The 17,187-nt window shown below is 66.0% G+C and carries 27 protein-coding genes; 17 read left to right on the plus strand and 10 right to left on the minus strand.

Translation table 11 applies throughout. The annotated features are described in order from the left end of the window. Positions 1 to 48 precede the first annotated feature (48 nt). From AB0B91_RS46115 to AB0B91_RS46185, 15 genes are all read left to right on the plus strand, one after another. Entirely contained in the window at positions 49 to 336 is a 288-nt protein-coding gene (locus AB0B91_RS46115; RefSeq protein ID WP_358334905.1) for a hypothetical protein, read from the plus strand. Next, positions 333 to 542 (plus strand): hypothetical protein, encoded by a 210-nt coding sequence (locus AB0B91_RS46120; RefSeq protein WP_358334908.1) that lies wholly within the window; start codon positions 333 to 335, stop codon positions 540 to 542. Before AB0B91_RS46115 ends, AB0B91_RS46120 begins: the two co-directional genes overlap by 4 nt. Further along, positions 539 to 880, plus strand: a complete 342-nt coding sequence (locus tag AB0B91_RS46125) for a hypothetical protein (RefSeq protein ID WP_358334911.1) — start codon at positions 539 to 541, stop codon at positions 878 to 880. Before AB0B91_RS46120 ends, AB0B91_RS46125 begins: the two co-directional genes overlap by 4 nt. Continuing rightward, positions 877 to 1,026, plus strand: a complete 150-nt coding sequence (locus AB0B91_RS46130; RefSeq protein WP_358334914.1) for a hypothetical protein — start codon at positions 877 to 879, stop codon at positions 1,024 to 1,026. The genes AB0B91_RS46125 and AB0B91_RS46130 overlap by 4 nt, the downstream gene beginning before the upstream one ends. Continuing rightward, positions 1,023 to 1,778, plus strand: coding sequence for a CHAP domain-containing protein (locus tag AB0B91_RS46135; protein ID WP_358334917.1), 756 nt, complete (start codon positions 1,023 to 1,025; stop codon positions 1,776 to 1,778). Before AB0B91_RS46130 ends, AB0B91_RS46135 begins: the two co-directional genes overlap by 4 nt. Then, positions 1,775 to 1,900, plus strand: coding sequence for a hypothetical protein (locus tag AB0B91_RS46140; RefSeq protein ID WP_358334920.1), 126 nt, complete (start codon positions 1,775 to 1,777; stop codon positions 1,898 to 1,900). The genes AB0B91_RS46135 and AB0B91_RS46140 overlap by 4 nt, the downstream gene beginning before the upstream one ends. Positions 1,901 to 2,000: 100 nt before the next feature. Then, positions 2,001 to 2,561: a hypothetical protein gene (locus AB0B91_RS46145; RefSeq protein WP_358334923.1), complete on the plus strand. Its 561-nt coding sequence runs from the start codon at positions 2,001 to 2,003 to the stop codon at positions 2,559 to 2,561. Positions 2,562 to 2,571: 10 nt separating this feature from the next. Further along, positions 2,572 to 2,766, plus strand: a complete 195-nt coding sequence (locus AB0B91_RS46150) for a hypothetical protein (RefSeq protein ID WP_358334926.1) — start codon at positions 2,572 to 2,574, stop codon at positions 2,764 to 2,766. A gap of 232 nt (positions 2,767 to 2,998) precedes the next feature. Next, on the plus strand, positions 2,999 to 3,199 hold the full coding sequence (locus AB0B91_RS46155; protein WP_358334929.1) for a hypothetical protein: 201 nt from the start codon (positions 2,999 to 3,001) through the stop codon (positions 3,197 to 3,199). A 2-nt stretch (positions 3,200 to 3,201) separates the two neighbouring features. Then, positions 3,202 to 3,726, plus strand: a complete 525-nt coding sequence (locus AB0B91_RS46160; RefSeq protein ID WP_358334932.1) for a DUF6879 family protein — start codon at positions 3,202 to 3,204, stop codon at positions 3,724 to 3,726. Next, positions 3,723 to 4,571: a helix-turn-helix transcriptional regulator gene (locus tag AB0B91_RS46165; protein WP_358334935.1), complete on the plus strand. Its 849-nt coding sequence runs from the start codon at positions 3,723 to 3,725 to the stop codon at positions 4,569 to 4,571. The genes AB0B91_RS46160 and AB0B91_RS46165 overlap by 4 nt, the downstream gene beginning before the upstream one ends. 47 nt (positions 4,572 to 4,618) lie before the next feature. Beyond that, positions 4,619 to 4,936 carry a hypothetical protein gene (locus AB0B91_RS46170; RefSeq protein ID WP_358334938.1) on the plus strand — a complete coding sequence of 106 codons (318 nt, stop codon included), beginning with the start codon at positions 4,619 to 4,621 and terminating at the stop codon, positions 4,934 to 4,936. A 469-nt stretch (positions 4,937 to 5,405) separates the two neighbouring features. After that, positions 5,406 to 5,633: a hypothetical protein gene (locus tag AB0B91_RS46175; RefSeq protein WP_358334941.1), complete on the plus strand. Its 228-nt coding sequence runs from the start codon at positions 5,406 to 5,408 to the stop codon at positions 5,631 to 5,633. Further along, positions 5,630 to 6,235, plus strand: a complete 606-nt coding sequence (locus AB0B91_RS46180; RefSeq protein ID WP_358334944.1) for a hypothetical protein — start codon at positions 5,630 to 5,632, stop codon at positions 6,233 to 6,235. The genes AB0B91_RS46175 and AB0B91_RS46180 overlap by 4 nt, the downstream gene beginning before the upstream one ends. Before the next feature lie 161 nt (positions 6,236 to 6,396). Continuing rightward, positions 6,397 to 6,543, plus strand: a complete 147-nt coding sequence (locus tag AB0B91_RS46185; RefSeq protein WP_358334947.1) for a hypothetical protein — start codon at positions 6,397 to 6,399, stop codon at positions 6,541 to 6,543. Between the two features lie 101 nt (positions 6,544 to 6,644). On the opposite strand, the gene AB0B91_RS46190 is transcribed toward AB0B91_RS46185, so the two are convergent. The 9 genes from AB0B91_RS46190 to AB0B91_RS46230 form a co-directional block, all read right to left on the minus strand. Further along, positions 6,645 to 7,277, minus strand: a complete 633-nt coding sequence (locus AB0B91_RS46190) for a recombinase family protein (RefSeq protein ID WP_358334949.1) — start codon at positions 7,275 to 7,277, stop codon at positions 6,645 to 6,647. 364 nt (positions 7,278 to 7,641) lie between these two features. Next, positions 7,642 to 9,657: a hypothetical protein gene (locus AB0B91_RS46195; protein ID WP_358334951.1), complete on the minus strand. Its 2,016-nt coding sequence runs from the start codon at positions 9,655 to 9,657 to the stop codon at positions 7,642 to 7,644. Continuing rightward, on the minus strand, positions 9,657 to 10,043 hold the full coding sequence (locus AB0B91_RS46200; protein ID WP_358334953.1) for a hypothetical protein: 387 nt from the start codon (positions 10,041 to 10,043) through the stop codon (positions 9,657 to 9,659). Before AB0B91_RS46200 ends, AB0B91_RS46195 begins: the two co-directional genes overlap by 1 nt. Next, positions 10,040 to 10,270 (minus strand): hypothetical protein, encoded by a 231-nt coding sequence (locus tag AB0B91_RS46205; RefSeq protein ID WP_358334956.1) that lies wholly within the window; start codon positions 10,268 to 10,270, stop codon positions 10,040 to 10,042. Before AB0B91_RS46205 ends, AB0B91_RS46200 begins: the two co-directional genes overlap by 4 nt. After that, positions 10,267 to 10,935: a DUF2637 domain-containing protein gene (locus AB0B91_RS46210; RefSeq protein ID WP_358334959.1), complete on the minus strand. Its 669-nt coding sequence runs from the start codon at positions 10,933 to 10,935 to the stop codon at positions 10,267 to 10,269. Before AB0B91_RS46210 ends, AB0B91_RS46205 begins: the two co-directional genes overlap by 4 nt. Next, positions 10,935 to 11,102 carry a hypothetical protein gene (locus AB0B91_RS46215; RefSeq protein WP_358334962.1) on the minus strand — a complete coding sequence of 56 codons (168 nt, stop codon included), beginning with the start codon at positions 11,100 to 11,102 and terminating at the stop codon, positions 10,935 to 10,937. Before AB0B91_RS46215 ends, AB0B91_RS46210 begins: the two co-directional genes overlap by 1 nt. A 96-nt stretch (positions 11,103 to 11,198) precedes the next feature. Continuing rightward, a complete protein-coding gene (locus tag AB0B91_RS46220; RefSeq protein ID WP_358334965.1) occupies positions 11,199 to 11,507 on the minus strand; it encodes a hypothetical protein in 309 nt (102 codons plus the stop codon). Beyond that, positions 11,504 to 11,848 (minus strand): hypothetical protein, encoded by a 345-nt coding sequence (locus AB0B91_RS46225; RefSeq protein ID WP_358334968.1) that lies wholly within the window; start codon positions 11,846 to 11,848, stop codon positions 11,504 to 11,506. The genes AB0B91_RS46220 and AB0B91_RS46225 overlap by 4 nt, the downstream gene beginning before the upstream one ends. 79 nt (positions 11,849 to 11,927) lie before the next feature. Further along, a complete protein-coding gene (locus tag AB0B91_RS46230) occupies positions 11,928 to 12,623 on the minus strand; it encodes a hypothetical protein (RefSeq protein ID WP_358334971.1) in 696 nt (231 codons plus the stop codon). A gap of 174 nt (positions 12,624 to 12,797) precedes the next feature. On the opposite strand from AB0B91_RS46230, the gene AB0B91_RS46235 reads away from it, so the two are divergent. Beyond that, complete coding sequence (locus tag AB0B91_RS46235; protein WP_358334974.1) at positions 12,798 to 13,019, plus strand: hypothetical protein; 222 nt, start codon at positions 12,798 to 12,800, stop codon at positions 13,017 to 13,019. A 299-nt stretch (positions 13,020 to 13,318) separates the two neighbouring features. Here the strand turns inward: AB0B91_RS46235 and AB0B91_RS46240 are convergent, their stop codons facing one another. Further along, entirely contained in the window at positions 13,319 to 13,552 is a 234-nt protein-coding gene (locus AB0B91_RS46240; protein ID WP_358334977.1) for a tyrosine-type recombinase/integrase, read from the minus strand. A gap of 139 nt (positions 13,553 to 13,691) precedes the next feature. Here AB0B91_RS46240 and AB0B91_RS46245 point away from each other — a divergent pair, with 139 nt between their 5' ends. Beyond that, positions 13,692 to 16,847, plus strand: coding sequence for a hypothetical protein (locus AB0B91_RS46245; protein ID WP_358334980.1), 3,156 nt, complete (start codon positions 13,692 to 13,694; stop codon positions 16,845 to 16,847). Positions 16,848 to 17,187: the final 340 nt, after the last annotated feature.

Raw genomic sequence — 17,187 nt, forward strand, 5'->3', positions numbered from 1 at the left:
GGCCTGAGGGAGCGCGGGCGGCCACCCCTTCTTCGCTGAAAGGCGGCCATGACCTTGACTCCCGATCTCATCGATCTGCTGCTCAAAGCGGGACCGACAGGCGTAGTGATCCTTTTGTTCGTACTCGGCTACGTCGTCCCGAAACCGGCAGCAGACCGGATGGAAGCCGACGCCGAAAGGTGGCGGCACGCCTACGAGACGGAGCACGCCGCACACGAGACGACCAGGGTGGCGCTGATCGACCAGGCGAAAGCCGCCACCGCCGCGATCGCCGCCGCGCAGACGACCGAGAAACTCCTGTCCGAGATCAAACAGCGCCCGGGGGCCCCGGCATGAGGACACGCAAGCGGCTCATTCAGGCGGAGCTGGCGGCGGCCGAAGCGGCGGCGCAGGAGTCGGCACGCCGCGCGAAGGCGGACGCCGCGCAGGCCGTGCAAGCGCGCCGGCTCGGACAGGAGTTGGCGGCGAAGATCCACGCCTACAACGAGGCGAATCACTTTTCCGTCTGGATCTTTGACGATTTCGCGGGAGGCACCGCTTGAACGTGCTGTACACCGTGGCGTTGTGGGCGGCCATGGCCGGCGGGGTCATCCCGTCCACTTGGTTCCTGGCCAGAGCCCGCCCCTCGTGGCCGCCCCGGTCTCCGGCCGTGCTCGTGTCCGGGCTGGTGTTCATCATCTGGCTGCTGTACGTGCGCAGCGTCGTATCCCTCGCCGTAGGCGGCTGGACGCCCGTCTACCGGGGGCCGGGCTCGGCCGTGTTCGTGATCGCGCTCACTGCGGTGTGTGACGCCCTGCTGATCGGGCTGCTGCTGACCTTCCGCCGCTACCGGGCCGCCTGGCGGGCCGAGATGGACAAGCACACCAAGGAGGACCGGTGACCGAGAAGACCGAAGCGGAGTTGACCTCCGAGGGCGTGGACCTGCGCGAGTGGGGGCCGACCGAGCCGGACGAGGAAGCGGTCCTGCGCCACCTGTACGGCAGCCCAGACCCTGACGGCATCTACCGCGGGGAAGGTGCCGAGTGACTGCGGCAGAGATGCTGGCCGAGGCACGCAAGGACTTGGGGTTGACTGGCCGCCCTAACAAGATCACCCGCGCGTATGCGGAGCGCAACGGCAGCGAGTTCCTCAGGGCGGCCTGGTGCGACCAGGGAGTCACCGAGTGGGCGCGGCGGTCCGGGAACGGGCCCGCGGTCCTGCCTGACGGAGACCGCGCATACACAGTTTGGCACGCCGAAGATGGGCGTGACCTGGGCCGATGGTTCCCCGGCACCGTGTCCAACATCAAGGCGCACGCTGAGCCCGGAGCGATCGTGTTCTTCGACTGGGACGGCACGGATGTGATCGGCCGTATCGACCATGTCGGCGTCATAGAGACGGTGCTGTCGGACGGCCGCATCCAGACGATCGAAGCGAACACGGGCGACGCCTGCAAACGCAGGGTGCGCGCCGCCGATGTCATCGCCGGGTTCTGGAACCCGCCTTACGCCGGCGAACGAGCCACCCCTGACCGCCCCAAGCCGGCGAAGGCGAAGAACTGGACGGAGGAGATCGTGGACACGCTGCCGCTGCTCAAGGTCGGCGCGAAGGGCACCGCCGTGAAGCGGGCCTTCTACCTGCTGGAGTCGCACGACTTCGGCCTGGACCCAGACGTGTACAACGACACGACGTTCACCCCGGCGATGGGCAGCAAGGTGGCCGCGTTCCAGCAGGCGAAGAAGCTGAAGGTCGACAAGCAGATCGGCCAACTGACGTGGACCGCCTTGATCAAGCCGTGAGCGACGGCCTCTGGCTGCGCTACTGGCCGTACCAATCCTTCCTGCCGCGGCATCCCGAGCCCGTGGAGGAGCGACAGCCCGAAGACGGGCGCACGCCCGGCCTCATCGACGAGGCCAACTGATCAGCGAACTCTTTCCTGTCTGGAAGTAGTTCGCCGCCGAGCGCTTCACCCCGACGTGAGGCGCTCTTCTCATGTCACCTCCTCAAGGAGCATCCTCGAAATGCGCATCTCCAAGAGCGCCTGTCTGCTCGCTGCGGTTTTCATCGCTGCGAGCCTTCCCGCCGGTCCGGCCTCGGCCGCTTCGTCGGCCGACCTCCCGAGCCTGGAGATCGGCGCCATCGGCTACAACGCCTACGGCGCCGACACCGCGGCCAACCGGAACGCCGAGTACGTGGACGTCAAGAACGTCAGCGCTGCTCCGGTCAACGTGGCGGGCCTGCTCGTGCAGGACTCGTGGGCGCGCGGCAACAACCGCACCGAGCGCTGCAACACGTTCACGCTCGCAGCCGGCGCCCTGCCGGTCGTCGAGGGCGGCACCGCCGACATGCTCCCTGCGGGGGACACGCTGCGGGTCTCCATGGGGGCCGGCACCCCGAGCGTGCGTGATGGCGTCCACCGCGTCTACCGGGACATGCCCACCCGGTGCGGCTACAACGGCCACATCTTCAGCAACGGCGCGGGCTCGAACCGGTGGGCGCCGTGGGACACCGCTTGGATCACGCTCGGCGGCGCGTCCGAGTCCAAGGGGTACAACTTCTCGTTCGGCTACGTCGCCAAGTAAGGGAGACGCCATGATCAAGGTAGGCAGCGCCGCTAAGGCCATCGTGTCTGCGGTGTCCGCAGGCACCGCCTCGCTCGTCGTCGCCATGGGCGACAACGTCATCCAGACGGGCGAGTGGGTGACGATCGGTCTGGCCGTTCTCGGCGCCCTGGGTATCACGTACGTGGTGCCGAACGCCAGGCAGTCGGACCAGTCTCAGCGGTAGCAAGCCGAATGGGTGATCATGGGTGATTTTATTCGCCTTGATCACACACCTCGACTCTCCAGCCGTAGGGCAGGCGCAAGCCGTACAACGAAGCCCCCGTCACCTCCCCTCTGAGGGAGGTGACGGGGGCTCTTTTGCATTGGCGGGAAAGTCCGCCCTTGACGGAATCAGGAGTCGGACGGACCATCAGCGCGGGCCGCGAAATTCCAAGCAACTCGATCAAGGAGCAGCCATGCATCTCCGGTTCCTGGGAACCACCAGCGAGCAAGGCACCTGCCCCGCCCTCTACGAGACGGACCGCGGCACGATCGCCGTCCAAGGGAAGACCGTTACCGACTCCACAGCCCTCGGCGAGACCGTTAACCTGGCCGACGACGAAACCCTCGTAGAGATCCCCAAGGAACTCATTCGCCGCTTCTTCGACCAGGGGTAACCGTGCTTCTGTCCGAGACCGAGCTGGGCGATCTGCTGACCAGCTTCACCGCCAGCGCATTCAGGTTCGAGCTTCGCGAGCGCTACAACAGCAACGTGGGCGTAGAACCATTCCGCAAGTGGCTGGCCGGCGAGCCGGATGATTACGCCTGGCATCGGTCTTGGATGGAACGAATCAGCAGAGACACCGCCGCGGGCAGGACCTGGCAGAGGGTCCGCATCGTGTCGGTTCCCCCTTCCGACTACACCCGGTACGGCATCGAGGTAGCCCGACTCAGCGTGCAGGCGGGCGAGGACATCCGGTATCTACGGCGCGATGTCGCTGAGCAGTTGGGGCTGACGCCGTACGATGCGTGGCTGTTCGATGACGCTCGTCTGGTCTCGTTGCACTTCAACGACGTCGACGACACCTTCGCCGGCGCAGAACTCGTGACCGACCCTGAGGTCCTATCACAGCACCTGAAGTGGCGGGCTGTGGCCTTGGAGCATGCTCAACCGCTCGAAGCGTTCGCCGACGCCCTTTCGTGAATCAGCCACTCCTCGGCCAGCAAGCCGTCCAAGCGCTCGGCATCCGCCTGCGAGACCTGAGGCGCGATGCCGGGCTGACGGGCCGCCAGATCGCAGCAGCGTGTGACTGGCCGCCGTCGAAGGTGTCGAAGCTGGAGCTCGGCAGACAGGCACCGACCGAGGGTGACGTCCGCGACTGGTGCCTGGCCTGCCAGTTCCCGAGCGAGATCGCTGATCTGGTCGCCGCGGTTCGCTCCATCGACGCGCAGTACATGGATTGGCGCCGTTCTCTGAAGTCGGGTACGAAACGGCGTCAGCGGGCCAACATCGACGCCTACGAAAAGACCAGCTTGATTCGGGCATGGGAGCCTACGGTCGTTCCCGGGCTGCTCCAGACGGCTGCCTACGCGCACGGCATCCTGTCCACGGTTGTGGACTTCCATGGCATCCCGGACGACGTGGAGGAGGGCGTACGGGCTCGCCTGGAGGCACAACAGGTGCTCGGCCGTGGCCAACGCCGTTTCCTCTTCCTGCTTGGACAAGCGGCGCTCTATACGGCCGTAGGCGATCCCGGCACGATGGCAGAGCAGCTGCGCTGGCTGCTGGAGATTGCGCGCACTCCTCGGGTCAGCTTGGGCGTTGTTCCGCTGGCCGCGCCATACACGGTGCCCAGAAACAACGCGTTCACGATCTACGACAGCCGCATGGTGACGGTAGCCACCTACACGGCCGAACTGACACTGCAGCAACGTCACGAGGTCCTCGTGTACGAGAAGGCGTTCGATCGGCTGCTTGCCCTCGCCGTCCATAGCGCGGAGGCTCACGAGCTGATCGAGAGTGCATTAAATGATCAAGAAGAAATCTAGAGAAATTTCATTGAGATCGGCGGGCGGCCACTTCTACCGTCCTGGGCATGGACAGTCACAGGTCCGTAGCCCCCACGCGAACGCCTCCCACAGCGGGCGTTGACGCCACGAGCAGGTCTGCCGACGGCGATGTGACGCGGCGTCGGCAGACCGTCGAGCACCCCGCCCAGTGCGGCGCGTCTGGTGAGGCGAGCAGGGCCCATCCGTACGTTCCGGACTGCGACATCGTGGAGTACGGCGACGGCACGTTCCTCGTCACGCATCTGCCCTCCGGTCGCACGCGAAGAGCGGTGACCGACCGGCAGGCGCTGATCGTGGGCACTGGGCTCGCCATCGCATACACGTGGCGGCAGGGCCGCTCATGACAGTCAGCCCACGTAGAAACGTCCGGCACACCAAGGCCGCCGCCTCGTCTGCACGGCCTGCTGCCGGATTCGACCCTGCCCGTTCCGGACCGGCAGGGTCCTGGCCGGGGCCGCGCCCAGACCTTGCTGCGGCCCCGGCCCTCGACCACCTGCCTCACGATGGCTCGCCCCGAAATCGTCGTCCCCGCGAGGAGAATGGTGCCGAAGAAACCGCCGCAAGAGCCGGCGCAGCCACAGCCCACCTGCCCGCCGCACAATATGGCCGTGGAACGGATCATCAACGGCATCGTCTACACGAAATGCACCAGGTGCTCGTTCCGCTTGCAGACGCGCTAGGGGTGGAGAAGGACGACGAGGTTCCATCACCTCACCGAACCTCCGACCCGCAGCCCAGCACCAAGCCGAAGCCGGTGCCCCTGCCGTGGATCACGCGTCCGCGGGACCTGCCCTTCCGGACGGGGGAACGGCCGTGACCGAGGACGAGGTCGCGGAGTACTACGACGACCCGGCACACTCCCGCTCCGTATGCGACCTGCTCATGCGCGCCTTCCCCACCTGGGTGGTGTGGCGACAGGACCGCGTCTGGCTGGCCCGGCACCGGACCTGGCATCGAGGGCGGCAGCCGACCGCCGACCGAAGCGCCGGGTTACTCCAGCAGGCCATCTGGGAGACCAACATCCGCGGGGTGCTGGCATGACCACGGCCACCGTCCTCCCGGTGCCGTACATTGCACCCCGCAGCGCCGAGCGGATCGATCTCGGGGTTGTCCTGGCGCGGTACGGCGGCGCGACGGACGGTCGGAGGCTCTCCTACCCGGACCCTGCCGACGACGACTGGCTGCTGGGCGTGCTGTGGGCTCGCCAGGAAGGCCATCGGCGAGGCGCCCCTTTGTGGGATCAGGTGCACACCCTGCGGCAGCGCGAATGCATGCTGAACGAGCTATGCCAGGTCTGCAGGGAAACCGCGAGGGAGCCGTCCAGCGGACGCCTGTGGTGGGTCTTCCCCCGAGCTGTGCCCGTCGCATCCATGTATGTCACCAAGCCTGCGACATGCGTGAGATGCATCCCGAAGGCTATCCGGTCATGCCCTCGTCTCCGCATTGAGGCGCACGTCTACACCTCGGGCGGCGACTACGAGCCGTACGGCGTGCTGGGCGACGTCGTCACCCTGGACCCCGACGGAGCGCCCCGCTTGACCACCGCCCAAGACGTTCCGCTGGACGCTTTCCATCGGCTCGAATACACCCTCGCGCGGGCCCTGACCGTGCATGTGCTGGACCTGCGGCGCGAGCATGTCTGACCGCGAGTGGACCCGCTACGTCCCAGATGGGACATAGACCACCCGGCACCCGCCTTCCGTCAGATCGCGGGCGCCGGGCTGGTGGCCCCGCCTCATAGCTGGAGGGCTTCCGGGCGGGGCCACCCACAACCAGCTACACCATCCACCAACCTGGAGCCTCGATGGTTACAAACGCCCTGATCCCGATACTCACCGCCGTCGTCGGCACGCTGGCCGTCGTCGCGGGAGTCTTGATCTACGACCCTCTCGTCAACGGCCTGCGCTGGCTGCGGCGGCGTATCACCGGTCGGGCGCGCGGCTCACAGTAGGTGAAGAGACTCCCGGCCCTGGCGCGGAGCCGGGAACAGGGCGGCCCCCACCTGGCCTACCTCGGAGGGAGGGTCGGGTGGGGGCCGCCTCGCATTGTGCGTTACCGCGTCCCGGCCGCCGTGACGTCGGCTCCGGTCAGCTCGGGCACGTACTTATAGATCGTGGACCGGCTGACCCCGAGCAGCTTCGCCACACTGGAGACCGTCGCGTCAGGCGCGGTCAGCATGTGCCGAGCGTGCGTCACCTGCTCCGGGGTGAGCGCGGGAGGTCGGCCGAGACGCTGCCCTCGTGCGCGAGCGGCGGCCAAGCCCTCGTGAGTGCCCTCCACGATGAGTTCGCGGATGAACTCGGCGAGCGCGGCGAAGACATGGAAGACGAGCCGGCCACCAGGCGTGGTGGTGTCGAGCGCTTCATGCAGGGATCGAAAGCCGATCTCCCGCCGGCGGAGGTCGGCAACGATGGTGATGAGGTCTTGGAGCGAGCGCGCGAGCCGGTCGAGGGAGAGCACCACCAGCGTGTCGCCGGCTCGGAGGTAGTCGAGGCACGCGGCCAGTTCGGGACGGTCGGTGTTCTTGCCGGACAGCTTGTCGGCGAACACGCGGATGCAACCCGCGTCGGTGAGGGCCGCGGTCTGCCGGTCAAGGATTTGGTCTCTGGTCGAGACGCGGCCGTATCCAACGAGGCTGCCCATGGAGGAGATGGCGGCCGGTTCGGTGGCGGTCGCGAGGTTCATCCGAGTCTCCAATGTGGTGAATGGGTGCATGCCGACTTGTTCGACACGAAGATTTCTCAACACGTTTTTCCGACAGCCGTACGCCCGGCAGGGGGCAGGGATGGCATGCAAGGGATCTTGTGGAAATACGGTCGTTTTCCAACAGCGAGGATCTGTCACGCGGCTACGCGTGGACTGGCCCGAGAGTTGACCGTGGCACCTCGCGTGAGGGGCTGGGGTGCCACGCTTGAGGGTGTTACAGGTCGGAAGGGGTGCCACGAGGTGTGGCACCCCTTCGTGGCAGGGGCGTGGCACCTGACCCGCGGCACCCGTGGCAGCATGATCAACAAGCCGCGCGCGAGCAGCCCACGCGCAGCCGCACGCGCTACAGCTCGGGGCGGTCGGGCATCAGGTAGCGCTGCGCCTGCTCGTCGTAGCCGCCGAGTACACCAGCCTCCACGAGCCGCTTGAGCGTCTTCTGCACCCACGACCGCGACATGTCCGTGGTCTCCCACAACGGCTTGAGATCTCCGCTGGAGAAGTCCCGCGCTCCGCCGTCCCACAGCTCTTGCAGCCGCTTTATGAGGGCCGCTCCGCGCTCCTCGGGCGTCATCGACTGGGCGGGCGGGGCGAACGTCAGTGGCGGCTCGCCGTCGTCCAGGTCGGGGATCTCGTCGTCGATGCCGCCCGTCACCTCGGGGTCGGGGTCGTCGGTCTCCAGGTACTCGCTCGCCACGTTCCTCACATCCTCATCATCGTCGTCCTCGTCGGGACGTTCCAGGAGGGCGGCCGGCGCGGCTTGGGCAGCGGCGCCGTTGTGCAGCCTCGACAGGGCCGCGGTCGTCTCGTCGACCGCCTTAGCCGCCGCGGGCCACTGGGCGCTGTGGGCGCGCATCGCCGCGTTGGCGCGCTCGTCGTCGAACTCGCCCTGATCGTCGAGGCCCCACGCGTACGTGCGCAGCGGCATCGCTATCCGCCCGTCGTCGATGCCGGGCACGTCCAGGTAGGCCATGCCGGGCTGCTTGTTGCTCCACAACTCCGGCCGGGCGCCGGCGTCCTGCTGCGGCTCGGATAGGCCGAACGCCGCATCGCCTCCGGTCTGCACTCCGAAGCACATGTTGCCCAACTGGCCTCTGGCCAGCGTCGGCATCTGCGAATAGTCCGACCGCTGCAGGGACAGCACGATCGTGCCGCCCGCCGACCGGATCGCCTTGAGCATGGACAGGAACAGCTCCTGTTCCTTATCGCTCAGGGCGTCGTAGATGTCGGGGAACTCCTCGAACCAGATCAGCCAGTAGGTCAGGCCGCACCCGCGCTTCCACTTCGTGAGGTTCTTGGACGCCAGATAGTCGGTGCGTTCCTTCACCCGCGCCTGCAGTTCGCGGATCATCGCCTTGACGCCCGCCTTGGTCGTCTCGAACCGGTGCAGCGACTCCTCCAGCGGGCCGAGCGTCTGCCTGCCCTTGGTGATGTCGCCGACGAACACGGCCACGTCGTAGCGGGTGACCACCTCAGCCAGGATGTTCCAGGCGCCGCCGATGCTCTTACCGGCGCCGCTTTGACCCATGACCTGCAAGTGGAAGCCGAGCAGCGCGAACTCCACCTCGTCGAGGTCCTGCCACAGGCCGATGTTGAGCGGGTCGGCGATCGACAGGCCGGGCCGGGACGGGGCAACCCAGGCAATGGGGCGCTTCATCACGCGCGGATCGCTGATGGTCACCTTGGCCTTGTCGGCGTGGTCAGGGTCGATGCTCGCGGTGATGGAGCCGGGCGGAAGCCCGATGCCCGACTCCACGTAGGCCACCTTGCGCTGTAGGTCCTCCGCGACCTGGCGACCCTGCTCAAGCTGCACCTCGCCCTCGACCTTGTGGGCAGTGGCCTTGAGGGTCCTGGCCTCGACCTCCCGCATTCCCGCTCGCTCGGCGCCCTGGCCGAACAGGAACGCGAGCGGGTCGCCGATGGCGCCGGGCTGGTCGAGGCCCTTCATCCGGATGACGGTCCTGAGGTTCCACGTCAACGCCAGAGTGAACCCGCCGATCAGCACCAGGCGGCCAGTGACGACCGTGGTCGGCCCGTTGATGGTGGCCGCACACACCCAGACGCCGGCCAGCAGCGTGGTCAGCGTCGTGTGCGTCTTACCCCACGGGCCGCGAGCGTGCGACTGGCCGAAGGTGACCCCGGTCAGCACCAGCACGCACGTCGCCATGAGGAACATCGTCCAGCCGGTCACCTGCGGGTCGTCGGAGCCGAGGATGAAGTGGAAGGCCGACCCGACGCCGAACACCAGGACGTAGGCCACCCACGGGCTTGCCAGGGTGAGCAGGCGGGAAACCTCCCTGGCCGTGACCTTGGCCAGGGAGCTCTCCTCATGAACCGGGACGATCTCTTTGCTGCGTGACATCAGTCGTCTTCCCAGTTGAACGGAGACTTGCGTTGCTCGGGCTTGGCCTTGGGCAGCACGTCGACGAACTCCTTGCGGAACTGCGCGTGGAACTTCACCAGCTCGACGCCGGCGCCCTTCTGCAACTCGGCGGCCCGCTTCAGCCGCTTCACCACACGCCGCGCCCTCAAGCGGACGTCGGGGGCGCCGAGTAGCGCCAGGATCGGGTGACCCTTGAACGAGCGGATCAGCACCGCATACAACTCATCAGAGCCGACGTTGAACTCTTCGCCGAGGTCGCGGCACAGGTCTCGACCCGTGCGCGCATAGTCGGTAATGGCCCGCGGCCCCTCCCACGGGATCGCCGACAGTTCGGGGATACGGCCACGGCCGGGACGGTCGCTCACAGGTCCGCCTCCCACGTCTCCCGTACCACCTCGACGAACCGGCGCGTGCTCCGCGACAGGCGCGGCAGACCGAGCCAGGCCGTCAGGAGCGCGTCGAGGGCGCCGAGCAGCAGCACGAGCACGTGCCCGAGGATGGCCAGTACCAGCACCAGGCCGACGCACGCCCGGAACGCCAAGGCGCGCGCGTGCCGCAGCAGCTTGCGCCTGTCGATGTAGATCGTGTTCACCGCGCCACCTCCGCGAGTAGATGGAGGTAGGTGTGGATCCGCTTGGCCCGCGGCTGGCCCACCTTGAGGTCTTTCTTGATCGTGGCGAGCGGCGGCACGCGACCCTCACTGAGGTCCTCGGAGAACCTCAGTGCCGCCACGGGGAACAGCTCATCGGGGGCGGGTGTGAGAACCGGCGTAGGCGCAGGTGAAAGCTCGGGTGCGGCGGGTACGTCGGTCGGCTGGGGAGAGGGTGATTCACCCTCAACTGCCTCGACCTCGACCGAGCGAGTTTCGTGGTGATTCACCACCAAACTCGCCGATCTCCGGATCAGCCCCATCAAGAGTTCGTACGCCAGCACCAGGGCGAGGGCCGGCCACGCGGCGACGATCGCACCGACCGGCCCGTGAGCCCACCCGTGAGCCACGTTCGCCGCGAGGGTGGCGAGGATGCCGAGCGCGAGGGTGAACCGTGCCAGCTTCGGCACCTTAAGGCCGCGCCGGGCCGCGTCGAGCAGCACCATGGATGACGCGAAGATCAGGCCGTCGATCGTCAACGGCACGAGTACGGCAGTGAACCCGGACTCGCCGTTCGCCACGACCACCTCAAAGGCATGCCGGTAGGAGACGACGGCCGCCACGGCGGCGAGCAGGACGACGACGATCGTCGTTGACCAGCGGATCATCAGGCGCCACCCCTCGCGATCGTGGCGGCGTCGGTCAGCAGGTAGCCGAACTCGTGCAAGCCGCGCGGGTCGAGGTAGACGAAGGCGAACCCGATCGCCCACAGGCGACCGGGTGGGTTGGCGGGGCGCTCTGGCGTCTCCTCGACGCTGACCGTAGGTTCGGACATCAGATCCTTCTCCTGTGCTTGCAGGGGTTGGGTTGAGGTCCCCGGCCGGCGGTAGGGTCGCCCGCCGGGGACCGGCTTGTCAGGATGTGTGGTGTGTCACGCGCTCGCCCCCAGCGTCACGCCCGCCTGGTAGAGGGCCTGAGCGATGGCGGCCAGTTCGCGGACATCGACGGCGGCGAGGATCTCGGCCCAGTCGGCGGCGGCCTGCGGGGTGACGTCGTGGTGGTGGCGGTGGCCGTTCGCGTTGTAGTCGAGCTGCACCCACGACTCGTCGAGCATGTCGCCCGGCCTCTCGGCCAGCGACAGGCCGACCTTCAGTCCGGCGAACTCGGCGAGCACGCCCTTGTGGTTGACGGCGAACGGGTCCTTGTGGGCGACCTGGCACCAGCGGTGGCGGCATCTCATCGGGTCGGCTCCTCGTTCAACAGCACCGAGCCCTCGTCGAGCAGTTCGCCGAACTCGCGGATGCCGCGCCGGTCGAAGGTGCGGATGATGTAGCCGATCACGCCCGCCTGCTCGGCCGACAGGGCGATGGTGGTGGTCTGCTGGTCGAGGTCGGTGAGCTTCACGACGACGGCCTTGTCCTGGCCGTGGATGCGCACGTCGATTTCGACGAGGCAGTGGGAGTGGTCGAGGTGCTCGACCAGGTCCAGGTTCGTGTGGTGGGGGCTGTCCGGCTGGACGTGGGCGGCGGAGCACCAGTAGTAGGTGGTGCACCGGTTGTTCGACGGCGGTATCTTCGCCATCAGATCTCTCCCTGTGTGAGCAGGTGATTGAGGTCCAGGCCCCCGCCCGGTGGTTGCACACCGGGCGGGGGCCGTTTCGCTATATGGAGACGTCCCCGGCCTGTCCGCGCGCCTGCGCAACCAAGCTGAGGATGTTCTTGGCGTGCTCCTCCGCCTCGTCGAGGGTGAAGTAGGCGTGCCAGCGGTCGTTGGCGGCGTCGTGCTGAAGCACACGCGGCTCGACCTCGCGGTAGCCCTGCTGCAGCGACACTTCGGCCGTGTGCGCCACCCAGGACGGGGTGCCGCTACCACGCCCGAAGTTCTCCATGCCCATGGTGGTGACGGGGATGATCTGCCACGGGCTGGTGTGGAGCCGGTCGGACTCCTCGTCGCTGCGCTCGTGGATGTCCTTGCACCAGGCCGGGCACGGCTCGGGCAGCCAGTACGGCATGCTGTGCTCGGCGCACTCGTACACGTCGCCGTGTCCGGGGACCTCGCCTGAGACGCGCATGGGGCGGTCAGTGGCGCCGCAGGTGACGCAGGCGCGGCCCGCGAGCTGGTCGGCCGTCAGCGGCTCGACGGACTCGGGCGGGTTGTCGTGGCTGATGCACATGAAGAGCTGCACACCGAGGTGCGTCCCGATCGGCTTCATCGGGTTCATCTCGCTGCCGCAGATGGTGCAGGCCAGGCCGTCAGCCTGCGCCTCGTCGAGCTGGCTGGGCCGCGCCGTCTCGGCGTCGACACGGTCCTGGGGGGTGGTGGCTGCGGCGCCGTTGCCGCCTTTAGCATCTTGCATGGGCTGGGAGCCTTCTTCCCGGTCAAGGGCTCGTCCTGGTGCTGGAATCACTTGGGCGGGCCCGCTTTTGTTCTTGGTGCTGATGAGGCAACCGTACAGATATCGTGTACAGGTGTCCATAGATTCTGGGTACAAGTATTTCCTGTACACCCATGATCTGCGTACACTGCTCTCATGAGCCAGCCCACCGAGCCCCGCCCTGTCGCTGTGAGTGACATCGCCGTGTTGCTCGGCGTGAGCGTCCACACCGTGAACCAATGGAGAAAGCGGGCCGCGACCGCGAAACAGGTCGAGCCCTTCCCTGGCCCCGTGGGCAAAGTGGCCGGCGCCGACTACTGGTGGGCCGAGGAGATCCTGGCCTGGGCGAAGCGGACGGGCCGCATCAGAGAGCAGTGATGGGGGAGTCGTTGCCCGGCCGGATGTAGCAACGCGTGTAGCAACGCGGGCCGGTTCACTGAGGTATAGGGCGGTTTTCTGGAGTGCAATACCAGGTGGGGCCAGTCGTCGTGGACCTTGGTGAACCTCTCGCCCGGAACTTGTAAACAGAAGGTCAGGGGTTCGATTCCCCTCGTCGGCTCTACAAGAGGAAGCCCCTGAACAGGCGTTATGCCGTCAGGGGCTTCCTCGTTTGTCAGGATAATGTTGAGATCTTGCTAACACCTTTACTAACACGGTGGCTCCCGGGTGGCTCCGATCTATCCGCCGACGGCCTTGGCGAAGATGTCAGCAGCGGTGGCCACCTGTTCGTGGACGACGTGGGCGTACACGCGGAGGGCGATCGCCGGGTCGGCATGGCCGAGGCGGGCCGCGACGACATGGACGGGGGGGACGCTGGCCAGGAGCAGGGTCGTGGCGTGGATATGGCGGAGATCGTGAAGGGCGGGCCTGGGGGAGTTGAGTTCTCGGGTTCTGCTTGTTGTGGGTCTCAATGAGCTTGGGCATCAAGGAACTGGGTGTGTCCGGGAGATGAAATGGGTTCAGTGAGGAGATAACTGGCGCGAGCCGTTCGAACAGGGTCATTTGGGCGCCACAGCGGGCGTAGCCTGGCCGCTGACGGATGGAGGCGCCATGAGACGGCAACTGAGCTATGCTCACGCCGCCGAACTACTCGGGGGATCTGATAGCTCGGTTGTTAAGGCACTTGACAAGCTCGCTGGTGGCCTCCTCTTGGTAGCAACTGGCGGTGGCAGCGAGCTAGCAATCAGCTTGTTCGACGCCAAGGCAGAGTTTGCGACGATGGGTCAAGGGCTGGTCGGCGGGCTAAAGGAGCGCCTCTCCGGGCTGAACCGTTTCGAGCGGACGCAGCGGCTGACGGCCGCGCACTCTGTCATCGTCCTTACGGCGTTCTTCGAGACTGTGCCGAAGTTCGCACGCGCAATGGGCGAAATTCCGGAGAAGGTCAAGAACGATCACGGCCGCGCCAAGGCGAAACTAGTCAAGGATCGAAAAAAGCTCGGCGAACAGGTGTACTTGGCCACCGGGAAGCGGCTGGGGTCGGAGAGGACGGTCTCCCTGGCAAAGGTGCTCCTGCACAGCGAAGTGCCGACCCCCGAGCCGCACCGTACGCGTCAGGAGATGCTCGACGAGTTGTGTAACTTCTACCGTCAGCTGCTGGACAAGCTTCCCGAGTTTCGCCACGACGCACAGCTTTGGGAAGAGCTTGGCCCCGCCGTTCAGGCGGTCCTGCGCCAACACGACCACCGGGCCTGCCGCGACTTCTGCACGACGGCGCTCGCTAGCTACGAAGCACATCTGCACCGGCTGGCCATCGAGTTCCCAGAGGTGGCGTATTGGATATCGGCCACAGATCATCGGGCAATTCAGCATCAGCTTCATCGGGTTGAGATGAGCCTGAGCAGCCTGTCGCGGACGATGGAGGAACTGGCCACCGGCAGGTCCCCGGACCGGCGCAGGCGGGAACTGGCAGCGCTCTACCAGGATGCGCTGTCACGGCCAATCGTAGAGACTGGAGAGGTAGAAACGGGCGGGCTCCGGATACCTCTGCTCGCCCATGCTTACATCGACCCGGACTTCCGAGCCGCTGAAGTGACCTCGCGAGATCGTCCGCACCTGGAGTCCTGGTGGGCGGAACGACCCGCGCGGGACAATATCGGCGACTTTCTCACCGGCTATCTGACCTCCAATACGGCTACCACCCGCTTGCTGCTCGTGCTCGGCCAGCCGGGATCGGGTAAGTCGGTGCTGACCAAAGTCCTGGCCGCCCGGCTTCCGGCGGCGGATTTCATGGTCGTTCGCGTCGTGTTACGTGAGATCCCTGCGGAGGCTGCGCTGCTGGACCAGATCGAGTTCGCGATCCGGGATGCGACGCACGCGCAGATCTCATGGACAGAGCTGGCGGGTTATACCGGGGACGCTCTACCAGTGGTGCTGCTCGATGGGTTCGACGAACTGCTGCAGACGACTGGCGTGAGCCAGTCCGACTACCTGGAGAAGATCGCTGAATTCCAATCGCGCGAGCGCATTCACGGCAGGCCGCTGGCTGTGATCCTTACAAGTCGGACCGCCGTCGCCGACCGGGCGCGGATTCCTGCCGATGGAGTACTTGCCATCCGGCTGGAGCCTTTCCGTGAGGAGCACGTCGAGCGATGGGTGAGCGTTTGGAACGACACCAACAGCGACTATTTGCATTCACTGGGGCAGCATGAGCTGTCTGTGGCGGCAGTGATGGATCACGAAGCACTAGCGACGCAGCCGCTGCTGCTGCTCATGCTCGCGCTCTATGACGCTGACGACAACGGGCTGGTGCGCATGCGCGGTGGGCTCAGGCAAGCCCAGCTCTACGAGAGTCTGCTGAGTGCCTTCGCCGAGCGCGAGGTGCGCAAAGCAAGACCGGATGCGGACGAGGCTCTTCTTCGCGAAGAGGTGGATCGCGAGCTGCATCGGCTGTCGATCGTGGCCTTCGCGATGTTCAACCGCGGTCGCCTGTGGACCAACGAGGACGAGCTCAATAGCGATTTTGCCGCGCTATTGGGGCGTGTGGAGCGACGGCCCGCCACCACTGGCTCCTTTCGCGCGCCCCTCACTGCCTCACAGATCGTGGTGGGGAAGTTCTTCTTCATCCATGAGGCCAGGGCGATTCAAGAGGGCAACAAGATCACCACGTGTGAGTTCTTGCACGCCACGTTCGGGGAGTTCCTCGTCGCCAGGCTTGTGTACGGCGAGCTACATGACATGGCCACCTTGGCAGAGGCTGGCGCAAGCCGGATGCGTCAGTCCATGCCGGAAGACTCGTTCCTGCACGCGTTACTGTCCTATGCACCGTTGTCGGCCCGCGCGACCACGCTACACTTCTTGACCGCTTTGCTGCGCGACAGCACGCCGAGCCGAATATCAGTGTTGCGTACTCTCCTACTGTCGTTGTTCCACGCCGCGCTTGAAGCTCGGCTCACAGTCGGGTACGTCGACTACCGGCCCATGGCTTTGTCGGTGCCCGCGCGGCACGCCGCCTACTCGGCAAACCTCCTACTGCTGTACTCCCTCGTGGACGAGTGGTTTTCCGGCTCCGACCTGTTCCCTCGCGCGTCCGACATTATCGACGCCTGGCGTAGGCAGACGCTGCTCTGGCGCGCGCAACTCCCCGAGGACGGCTGGTCCTGGCTGGCGGTCAATCTCACTGTCAGACGAACATGGGAGGAAGGCCGACGAAATATTCGGATTGCCTACAAACCGAGCGAGACGGTTGAATACCTGGCGGGTCCCCTCTGGAGCCTCAACGAGGACCCCGCAACGCCAGCGATCACGGCGTGGCACCGTAGCAACTACGGCTCGATCGAGATGGAGAACACCTTCGTCTGCGACGCTCACCTCGACTTCCTCGGGCATGTCCTAGAACCAATGGCGCGCGACTTCCACACTGCGTTTACCACGTTCGCTGTCCTTGAGCAGGGACGCTGCGTGTCGGCAGCGTCCGCCCTTCTCCGGCTGTGGGTGGTCTCCTCTAGGAGGAACACTGAGGAACTTGCCGATGCCTACGACGACTGCCTCAAGATCGCGTTACATGCCTTCGCGCCGTTCGATGTCGAGAATCAGGCTCGCTACCGCGAGGCGCTGCTGAGGCAGTTCGCCCTCGATCGAGAGCGACTGCCGGGCACGTGGCGAGACCGTGCCCGGCTATTGCTAGAGAAGGCCCGCGTGGATCCAAAGACGCAGGAGTGGGCCGAACGCGCGATCGTCAAGCTGGGCTTCCCGCTTCGTGGAATCTAATTCACGAATTCCAGATTCAGGAGAGATGCTCTGTGGTGGCGCGGTGTCATAAGATCTTGCTAACAGTGCTGCCTAAAATGGACCTGAAAGTCAGGGGTTCGATTCCCCTCGTTGGCTCTGCAGCAAGAAGCCCCTGAACAGGCGTTATGCCGTCAGGGGCTTTCTGTTTGTCAGGATAATGTTGAGATCTTGCTAACACCTTTACTAACACGGTGGCTCCCGGGTGGCTCCGATCTATCCGCCGACCAGGGCCACGGCGAGGTATCGGTAACAGCCTGAGTGTCCGTTTCTCGGAGTGACTGTTCCGGGGGCAAGGGGGCCTGGAGAGGCGTCCGGGGAC

The organism is Nonomuraea sp. NPDC049141 (genome assembly GCF_040648415.1).
Lineage (GTDB): Bacteria > Actinomycetota > Actinomycetes > Streptosporangiales > Streptosporangiaceae > Nonomuraea.